The organism is uncultured Campylobacter sp. (assembly GCF_963517995.1).
GTDB lineage: Bacteria > Campylobacterota > Campylobacteria > Campylobacterales > Campylobacteraceae > Campylobacter_A.
The window spans coordinates 1-7,907 of the sequence record NZ_CAUQHQ010000102.1; the positions used below are offsets into that span (position 1 = coordinate 1).

At 43.7% G+C, this 7,907-nt stretch carries 11 protein-coding genes; 5 read left to right on the forward strand and 6 right to left on the reverse strand.

What is annotated here, in order from left to right; all coding sequences use genetic code 11:
• The 5 genes from RYL88_RS09685 to RYL88_RS09705 form a co-directional block, all read left to right on the forward strand.
• Positions 1-241 (forward strand): DUF1804 family protein (locus RYL88_RS09685; protein WP_314990907.1); only part of this gene is annotated, 241 nt, incomplete at its 5' end.
• 9 nt (positions 242-250) lie between these two features.
• Positions 251-1,894 (forward strand): phage terminase large subunit, encoded by a 1,644-nt coding sequence (terL, locus tag RYL88_RS09690; protein WP_297967149.1) that lies wholly within the window; start codon positions 251-253, stop codon positions 1,892-1,894.
• Positions 1,891-3,333 carry a DUF935 family protein gene (locus RYL88_RS09695; RefSeq protein ID WP_297967146.1) on the forward strand — a complete coding sequence of 481 codons (1,443 nt, stop codon included), beginning with the start codon at positions 1,891-1,893 and terminating at the stop codon, positions 3,331-3,333. The genes terL and RYL88_RS09695 overlap by 4 nt, the downstream gene beginning before the upstream one ends.
• The gene (locus RYL88_RS09700) at positions 3,323-4,561 is read left to right on the forward strand and encodes a phage minor head protein (RefSeq protein WP_314990911.1); all 1,239 of its coding nucleotides are present in this window, start codon (positions 3,323-3,325) and stop codon (positions 4,559-4,561) included. Before RYL88_RS09695 ends, RYL88_RS09700 begins: the two co-directional genes overlap by 11 nt.
• A gap of 123 nt (positions 4,562-4,684) precedes the next feature.
• The gene (locus RYL88_RS09705; RefSeq protein ID WP_297967143.1) at positions 4,685-5,170 is read left to right on the forward strand and encodes a phage virion morphogenesis protein; all 486 of its coding nucleotides are present in this window, start codon (positions 4,685-4,687) and stop codon (positions 5,168-5,170) included.
• Positions 5,171-5,213: 43 nt separating this feature from the next.
• Here the strand turns inward: RYL88_RS09705 and RYL88_RS09710 are convergent, their stop codons facing one another.
• From RYL88_RS09710 to RYL88_RS09735, 6 genes are all read right to left on the reverse strand, one after another.
• The gene (locus RYL88_RS09710) at positions 5,214-5,492 is read right to left on the reverse strand and encodes a hypothetical protein (RefSeq protein WP_297967141.1); all 279 of its coding nucleotides are present in this window, start codon (positions 5,490-5,492) and stop codon (positions 5,214-5,216) included.
• Positions 5,493-5,536: 44 nt separating this feature from the next.
• A complete protein-coding gene (locus tag RYL88_RS09715) occupies positions 5,537-5,791 on the reverse strand; it encodes a hypothetical protein (RefSeq protein WP_297967138.1) in 255 nt (84 codons plus the stop codon).
• Between the two features lie 15 nt (positions 5,792-5,806).
• Positions 5,807-6,100 carry a hypothetical protein gene (locus RYL88_RS09720; RefSeq protein ID WP_314990914.1) on the reverse strand — a complete coding sequence of 98 codons (294 nt, stop codon included), beginning with the start codon at positions 6,098-6,100 and terminating at the stop codon, positions 5,807-5,809.
• Positions 6,097-6,582 (reverse strand): phage protein GemA/Gp16 family protein, encoded by a 486-nt coding sequence (locus RYL88_RS09725; protein ID WP_314990916.1) that lies wholly within the window; start codon positions 6,580-6,582, stop codon positions 6,097-6,099. The genes RYL88_RS09720 and RYL88_RS09725 overlap by 4 nt, the downstream gene beginning before the upstream one ends.
• A gap of 1 nt (position 6,583) precedes the next feature.
• Complete coding sequence (locus tag RYL88_RS09730) at positions 6,584-7,546, reverse strand: AAA family ATPase (protein ID WP_297967132.1); 963 nt, start codon at positions 7,544-7,546, stop codon at positions 6,584-6,586.
• Positions 7,543-7,907: hypothetical protein (locus RYL88_RS09735; protein WP_314990918.1), on the reverse strand; the 365-nt coding region annotated here is incomplete at its 5' end. The genes RYL88_RS09730 and RYL88_RS09735, both read right to left, overlap by 4 nt.

Consider the following 7,907-nt stretch of genomic DNA (forward strand, 5'->3'; position numbering starts at 1 on the left):
CGAACTGCCTGCGGGCAAAAAGGCCGAGGCGCTTTCAAAGATAGGCGATAGCTTCGTTAAGATGACCAAAGTTGCAAGCTACGAAAATCCGGCAGCATACCGCCTAAGCATCGCCAAAAAGGTCATTATGCTAGTAGTCGATAAATTTAAAGACGACGAGAACAAAGAGTGTATTAAAAAACTCGTAGAGCTCATCGAGAGCGAGAAGTTCGTCAAAGCTATCGAAGAGCTCGACGTTTAGGAAGAGTACATGCTTTTTTCAAAAGACGAACTGGATAGCTTTTTAGAGGATAGCCGCGAAAGCCATAGGCAAGCGGGCGCCGTGGAGCCGGAACTTAGCAAGCTCACGCGCAAAGACTTTTACGGCTGGCTAGAGGAGCTTAGCGGCGAGCTAAAAGAGCAGATACATCTAAATAGCCCTCTGTCGCCAAAAGATAGGGCCGCAAGAGTAAAACGCGCCGAGCGCGATTTTATGTTTTTTGCAAGGACTTATTTCCCGCACTATTTTAGCATTAGCAGCTCTTGCGCGCTTCACGAGGATCTAGCGCAGATTTTTGAAGCTATGACGCAAAACGCAAGCGGAGACAAATACGCCCGCGCCGCGCCGCGCGGTCATGCAAAGACCACGTACTGCTCGCAGCTTCTTCCGCTTTGGTGTATTTGTTTTAACAAGAAGCGCTTCATCGTCGAAATTTCAGACGCCGTGGAACTGGTCGAAGGGTGTCTTGAAGCCATCAAAGCCGAGCTTGAGGACAACGCGAATTTAAAAATGGACTTCCCGCACGTTTGTGGCGCAAGTAAAAATTGGAAGATAGGCGAGTTCGTCTCTAAAAACGGAGTCAAGCTTAAGGCGTTTGGCTCGGGTAAAAGACTGCGCGGCGTAAAATTCGGCGTATACCGCCCCGATCTAGTAGTCCTAGACGACCTGGAAAACGACACCAACGTGCGCAGTAAAGAGCAGCGCGACAAGCTCGAGGAGTGGCTAGACGAAGCGGTTTTAAATTTGGGTAGCGTAGACGGTAGCCTCGACGTGCTTTACATCGGCACCGTACTTCACGCCGATAGCGTGCTGGCGCGAAAGTTAAAGCTTAAATTTTGGAATGCCAAGAAATATCAAAGCATCATAAATTTCCCAAAGCGAATGGATCTGTGGGAGAGATGGGCAGAGCTTTACAAAAACGTTTCAAAAGAGGCTAGCGAAACGTTTTATCTAAAAAACAAAGCCCTGATGGATGAGGGTTCTCGGGTGCTTTGGGACGATGCGCTACCGATCCTAAAGCTCATGCAAAAGCGCGCCGAAAACTTGAAATCTTTTAACAAAGAGCAGCAAAACGATCCTAGAAGCGAGGCTCAAATTTTCACCAAAGAGAGTATGCGTTTTTACCGAGAGCTTCCGAGGTGCGATTATTTCGTGATGTATATCGACCCCGCAGGCGAAAAGAAAAAGAGCGATTATACGGCTATAACGGTGCTAGGAGTAAGCAAGGCAGAAACCAAGATCTACGTAGCAGAAAGCATAGTAGAGGTCATGAAGACCAAAAAGACTATCAAAGAGATCATTAGGCTTAATCAGCTCTATAAATGCCGCGTTTGCGCGATAGAGAGCAACGGCGGGCAGGAGTTTTTTAGGGGCTGGATCAGAGAAAAGGCCTTTGAGATAGGCGTTAAACTACCTTTAAAAGGCGTGAATAATACCGCAAGCAAAGGGCAAAGAATAGAGGAGCTTGAAGTACCTATAGAGGACGGCGAAATACTCTTTCATCAAAGCCAAAGCCTGCTTATCGAGCAGCTTACGGAGTATCCCGAAGCCAAGCACGACGACGCGCCCGACAGCTTGGCGGGCGCATACGACCTAACGAAACTAAAAAAGAAAGTAAAAAGGCGCACTAGATGATATTTGACAAATTATTTAAAAATAAATCCGAGCAGCCGCAGCGCAAGAAAGCGGCTCTCATCCCTCAAAACGGTACCCTGATAGATTTGCTGATAAATACGGGAGTTTCCAGTATTGGCGACGACGATATGGATATGATACTAGCCGATCTTACTGTTACGCAGTGCGACGTGAGCCGCAAGTCCGTGACCGAGAAAAAAGAGATCCAAATCGTTTGCGACGATGAAAAAATTAAGGACGAATTTAAAAAGATTTTTAACCCCGACGTCGTCAGCCAAATTTTAGAGACCTATCTTTACGGGTTAAACGTATTCGAGGTCAACTATAAAGAAAAAGAAGGTCTTGTATACCCAAGACTCGTGCAGCGCGATTTTAGACAGTTTAAATTTAACGACGCGAGCGAGTTCGTGTTTAGCGCCGGCGGAAGCGAGCAGAGTATCCCGCCTTTAAAAGTTATATATGCATTAAACAGGGCGAATTTTAGAAAAGTATACGGAGACGGGCTACTTAAAAAGCTGTATTTCCCCGTCAAAATGAAAAACGCCAGCTTGAAGTTTTGGTTTAGGTTTTTAGAAAAATTCGGATCACCCTGGGCGATAGCAAAAACTAGCTACGAGCCCGACGAAATGGCTGCGGAAGTGCAAGCTATGCTTAGCGGAGATAGCGCGGTCATAGACACGGACGAGGAGATCACCCTCGTGCAGCCTACCTCAAACGTAGATTTTACTAGGCTTCCCGCATACCTCGACAATCAAATCAGCAAGGCTATTTTAGGCGCAAATTTGACTAGCGACGTAAAAGAGGGAAGCTATGCCGCAGCGAAGACACATAACGAGATTAGAGAGGATCTGGCCGCAAACGACGGCAAAATTTTAGTCTTCGTCATGAACAAGGCCATAAGCTTTTTTAAGGAGATAAACGGCTATAACGGCGAGCTTTACGCCAAACTATTCGACGAAGACGCTCCTAATACCGAGCGCGCCGCAAGAGACAAGACGCTATACGATATGGGCTTCACGCCTACGAAAAAATACATAACCTCTGCATATAATATCGAGCTGGACGATAACGAGCAAGCACAAGAAAAAGACCGAAATTTAAAGGTAAATAAGCAAATATCGCTCAATGAGTACGTCGAGCCTGGCACGGCTCGGTGTGCTTTAGGTGGGTGCAGGGAGTTGAAAACTCCCGCTCGCAAAGACGGGCTTGGCTCGTCTGCGAAGTCGATAGATAGATTTGATAAAGCCACGGACGAGATGGATATAGAAGATGGCGAGATAGAAGCGGCCTTAAACAAACTAATAGCAAGCAGCGAGACTTATGAAGAGGCTTTCGATAAGCTTTACGAGCTTTACGATCTACCCTTTGAAAAGCTTGAACCCTTGATGTTTAAAGCCGTAGCCAATGCCCAGATGTTGGGATATCTAGATGAAATTTAGCTTTTTCGAGGAGCCTACGGCGGTTTATGAATATTTAAAGAGCGAAAAGCCGGAGATCCATTTCGATTACGACGAGATCATGCATGATGCGCATAAAAAAGCTTTTACCGTCGCAAAGATGATGAATTTGGATCTTCTTAAAGATACGCAGGCTTCGCTCACCAAGGCTTTTAAAGAGGGCGTCGGGTTTGACGAGTGGAAAAAGAGCGTAAAGCCTATGCTTGCAAAGAAAGGCTGGCTAGGAAATATCAAGGTAAAAGACCCAAAGACCAGCGAAGAAAAAGAAATTTACGTAGGCAATAGGCGGCTAAGGACTATATTTAATACCAACATGAGAACGGCTTACGCCAAGGCTAGGTATGAAAGCCAGATGCAAAGCCTAGGCGAATACTTCCGCTATACCGCCGTGCTAGACGGCAGGACCAGAGAAACCCATAGGAAGCTTCACGGCAAGACCCTGCCCAAGACGGATAAATTTTGGGATACCAATTATCCGCCAAACGGTTGGGGGTGCCGCTGTAAGGTGCAGGTGCTTACGGAGGCCGAATGCGTAGCTAGAGGTATCGTACCGCTTGCGGACGGCTCTTTTTTGCCCCAGGCTGCAGAAAAAGACTTCAAATACAATCCGGGCAAGGTCGACAAAACGGATGAAATTTTAAAAGACAAGCAAGATAAGGTTTTAGATGCCGTTGCGTCAAGTCTTGCAAAGAAAAATTTAAAACAATCCCTAGATAGCTTCGACCATGAGCGAGACATCTACGTTTGGCAAAAAAGTTTGGACGACGCGGTGGACGAGCTTTTGGTGAAGAAAAATTTAAAAGCTCCGATAGTCGCCTTTGCACTCGGAAAACTAGGTAAAGACGTTATAAGAAGGAGCGAAAAACTGCTAGGCGTCAAAATAGAGACTGAGCATATAGCAGGGGACAAGCACGGCATACTTCACGTCAGACCTGAGCGCAAAGGGCAATACGGGCAAGATTTGCGAATAGAAGAGATAAAAAAGATAGTAAAAACTTTAGCCGACGATAAAACTCCCGTAAGCGTAGATACCGTGAATAAAAACATCGTATTTTGGTTTGAGGATGAAAAAGACGCGAGCAAGATAAACAAGATCGTCATAGACCTAAACTACAAACTGAAGAAATTCGGGCTTACCAATTATATGGCGACGGCAAGCAAAGTAGATAAGACAAATGAGAAAGAAGCGCAATTTATTAAAATCAGATGACGGCGGGAGTTGCACCCGCAATACAGGTCCGATCTCGCGAGGCGAGCACCTATCGACTACTACGTTGCGATCATCAATCATCTGATTATCATTCATTATACCACTTTCAAGGAATAAAGGCAAATGATAGAAGTTAAAGGCCTAGAAGAGCTGCAAACTAAGCTAAAATCTCTGCAAAATATCGAGAAAAAAACCAAGCCGCTAATGCAAACGCTAGGCAATATCTTACAAAACGAAATAGAAGCCGGTTTTGAGAACGAGAGCAGTCCGTTCGGACAAAAATGGCAAGCCTTGAAACCTAGTACGATTAGGCAAAAACAAAAACTAGGAAAGTCCTCTAATATTCTAAGATTGGATGGAAATTTGGCGGATAAATGGATAGTTAAAGCAGACGACAAGAGAGCCACGGTATCTAATAATACGAATAAAAACGGCTTTGCTTACGGGCTAGTTCATCAATTCGGCACCAATAAGGCTGGACGAAGTAAAAGCGTAAAGATACCGGCTAGGCCGTTTTTGCCTGTAGATAGAGGCGGTAGGCTACCTAGTAGGACTGAAGAAGTTATAAAAAGAATAGTCATAAATTTCGTAGAGAGCGGCTTTAGATAGCATGCACAAAATTTATGACGCAAGAGACCGAGAAAGTAAAATGCTATTTACCGTACTCTTTAATCGGTTTTGTTAATAGGATTAAGTAGTATAGGGCGGTATCGTTTGGCGCATGTTCGGATATCACTCTAATGCCTAAGCTTTCGATGCTATTTATCAAGATATACGCTTCGGCTTTTAAAAGCTCAAATTCAACGCAATAATACTCGTGTCCGTCAATCTCGCTTTTGGCATAGGCCACCAATCTATCATCTTCTAAATAATGGCTGCCCGAGTATTTATTATTTAGCTCAGTCGCGACTTCTTCTAAGGTTCCTATCATCCAATTAGTACAGTCTGTTCTATGCGGCATGATAAATTCACTTACTACGCTTTCTCTACGCTTACTAGCGCTATTTCAAAATCATCATCTAAATGAAAATTCGTATCAGCAAGAGTCCTTATGTATTTTTGTAAATTTTCTTTTATCTCATATCTGCAAACGGGGCAGTATTTCATCTTGTTTGCATTGCCTATGGCTATATCGCAAGTAGTATTGCAGTTTTTACAGGTTATACTGACAAAGTCTGCATCTTTTACAGCTATTTTACATCGTTTTTCTAGCATTATTTTGCCTTTCATACTTATTTCTCCTTATTATATCATTTCTTTTTCGAACAAACTAGGCTCTCTTATCTCTTTGGTTATAGCGCAAACGCTGTTATAGCTAAGATTATGTTTTGCGGCGATCTCACGAATGACGACGGGGCTTTGTTTACCTAGCTTTATGCCTTCTTCGTATTCTTTTAGTATATCGTAGTTTCTAAACGTACCTTTGTAGCTGGGTACGTAGATATTGGCTCCGCCGTATTCTTTGATGATATCGGCCATGTTTTCGCTCTCTTTGACGCGGTTGTAGAACTCGGCGAATAGATCGAAGCTATTTATCATTTGTAGTATTTGTCTTTCATTTGAATAAGGGCTTGCACGACGTCTGCGGCATCGCTCCTTGATAGAAATTTAAGATGTAAAGGCCTGATTTTAACTATCCTAAAGATGAACTCTCTTAGAGCCATACCCGTTTTTACGTTAGCTATCTCTTCCCAGATGCCGGCGATAGTTTCAAGCTGCTTTTTGGTGGCGTATAGGCTTCCTTTAGCGGGCGTTAGATCTTCGCTGGACATCAAGGACGAGCTAGATGTTTTGCTTGTTTTGGTTTTACGAGTAGATTTTTTAAAATTTGCGCCTTTATGGGGCTTATATCCCACGACCTCTAGCACGACCCTAAGCTCCTCTATACTTAGCTCTTTTAGGCTATCTTTGCCGAATTGCGCTTGTAAATATATCTTTCTGCACTCGTCGTCCACGAAATAGTTGTGCTTCAATGTTTGTATCATTTTTATATAGTATTTTTTTAGCTCGCTCGTATTCATCTCAAACCGCCAAATTTAAGGTGTTTTCCATTATAGTTGTAATAGTTGTATCGGTTGTAGTCTCCGCTTTACAACTATATATCACGCTCTTGCCCGTTTTACGGCTAAACCATAGCTTGCCGTCGAATTTATCGAGGCAATCCCTAGCCGTTCTATCGTCTTTTTCGTAATTCATAGCGTTTAGCAGCTCGGTTTTGTTTAGATCTCCGCCGGCTAGTATTTTTTGCGCTAGGGTAGTAAAATTTAGCTCGTATTCGCTCATTCTAGCTACTTCTACGTCAAGCTCGTTTAGTTCTAAATTTAGCGTTTTTACGCAAAAACCGCTATCTTTTACTCCGGCTCTTTCTTTGGCTACTTCAAGTAAGAAATTTAACTCGTTTTCTTTGCTGGGGCGTTTTAGTAGATGATACATAACGTCGAGAGAATTCCTTATATGGTTACTGCCTTGATAGTTTTTACCGTCTTTGTTGGAGTGATGCAGGATGATCACGGTGGCTCCCGCTTCGCGTAAATTTTTAAGCGCGCCAAATAGTCTATTTATGCGGTTGTCGTTATTGATATCTACGAAATCCCGCAAGCTATCTAGGATAAAAACGCAATCTTTGTAAGCTTTACCTACGGCGTTTTCTTCTAGCTTTAGAACAAGCTCGAATCCGCAAAGCTCTAGCGCGCTGCGCTGGATATAGTTCATGCTCTCGTAGCTTTCTATAAGTAGCCTATCTACGCCGCGCTGTTTGAGTACGCCTACTGGGTTGTCGTAGTCTATGAAAAATACCCTTTGGCCTTCTTTGCAAAGTCTTTTAGCTAGGGCAAAGGCCATATAACTTTTACCCGTGCCTCCGTCTGCATAGATTAGCGTAATAAGCTGCTTTACTAAAAAGCCCTCTATTAAAAACTCGACCTTTTCGTTAAAGCTGTCCTTAGTTAGGCTAGAGCTTTTTAAAAACTCGAAAATTTCGCTCATATATTTCCTTTATATACCGATTTGCCGCTTTCCAGATCGGCTAGTATCGCTTTTCTTATACGCTCAAAGCCTAGCCTTATGGATGGATCTTTGGCTCTGTTTTCAAAGCTGCCGTTTGATGGCTCCTCGTATGGCTTCTTTTCTTCTTGCATGGCTTGCACGTCGCGCGGCAAGCGGTATATGACCTCGCAGCTTATGTCGCGAAACATGATGCCCGCTTCCTTGATCGCGGCAAGGTTATCGGCCCAAAACTCGCGTAGTTTAGCTTTGATATTTTCTTTGTTTAGCTCAAAGGTATGCTTTGCGGCCGGGTGCGAAAAGACGAAATGCAAATTTATACCGTTTATCTTTGCCCATTTTA

Excerpts from the sequence above, each read along its gene's own strand:
- RYL88_RS09700 (WP_314990911.1), top strand. The coding sequence starts at position 3,323 with ATGAAATTTAGCTTTTTCGAGGAGCCTACGGCGGTTTATGAATATTTA.
- RYL88_RS09695 (WP_297967146.1), top strand. The coding sequence starts at position 1,891 with ATGATATTTGACAAATTATTTAAAAATAAATCCGAGCAGCCGCAGCGC.
- terL (WP_297967149.1), top strand. The coding sequence starts at position 251 with ATGCTTTTTTCAAAAGACGAACTGGATAGCTTTTTAGAGGATAGCCGC.
- RYL88_RS09715 (WP_297967138.1), bottom strand. The coding sequence starts at position 5,791 with ATGAAAGGCAAAATAATGCTAGAAAAACGATGTAAAATAGCTGTAAAA.
- RYL88_RS09725 (WP_314990916.1), bottom strand. The coding sequence starts at position 6,582 with ATGAATACGAGCGAGCTAAAAAAATACTATATAAAAATGATACAAACA.
- RYL88_RS09705 (WP_297967143.1), top strand. The coding sequence starts at position 4,685 with ATGATAGAAGTTAAAGGCCTAGAAGAGCTGCAAACTAAGCTAAAATCT.
- RYL88_RS09710 (WP_297967141.1), bottom strand. The coding sequence starts at position 5,492 with ATGATAGGAACCTTAGAAGAAGTCGCGACTGAGCTAAATAATAAATAC.
- RYL88_RS09720 (WP_314990914.1), bottom strand. The coding sequence starts at position 6,100 with ATGATAAATAGCTTCGATCTATTCGCCGAGTTCTACAACCGCGTCAAA.
- RYL88_RS09730 (WP_297967132.1), bottom strand. The coding sequence starts at position 7,546 with ATGAGCGAAATTTTCGAGTTTTTAAAAAGCTCTAGCCTAACTAAGGAC.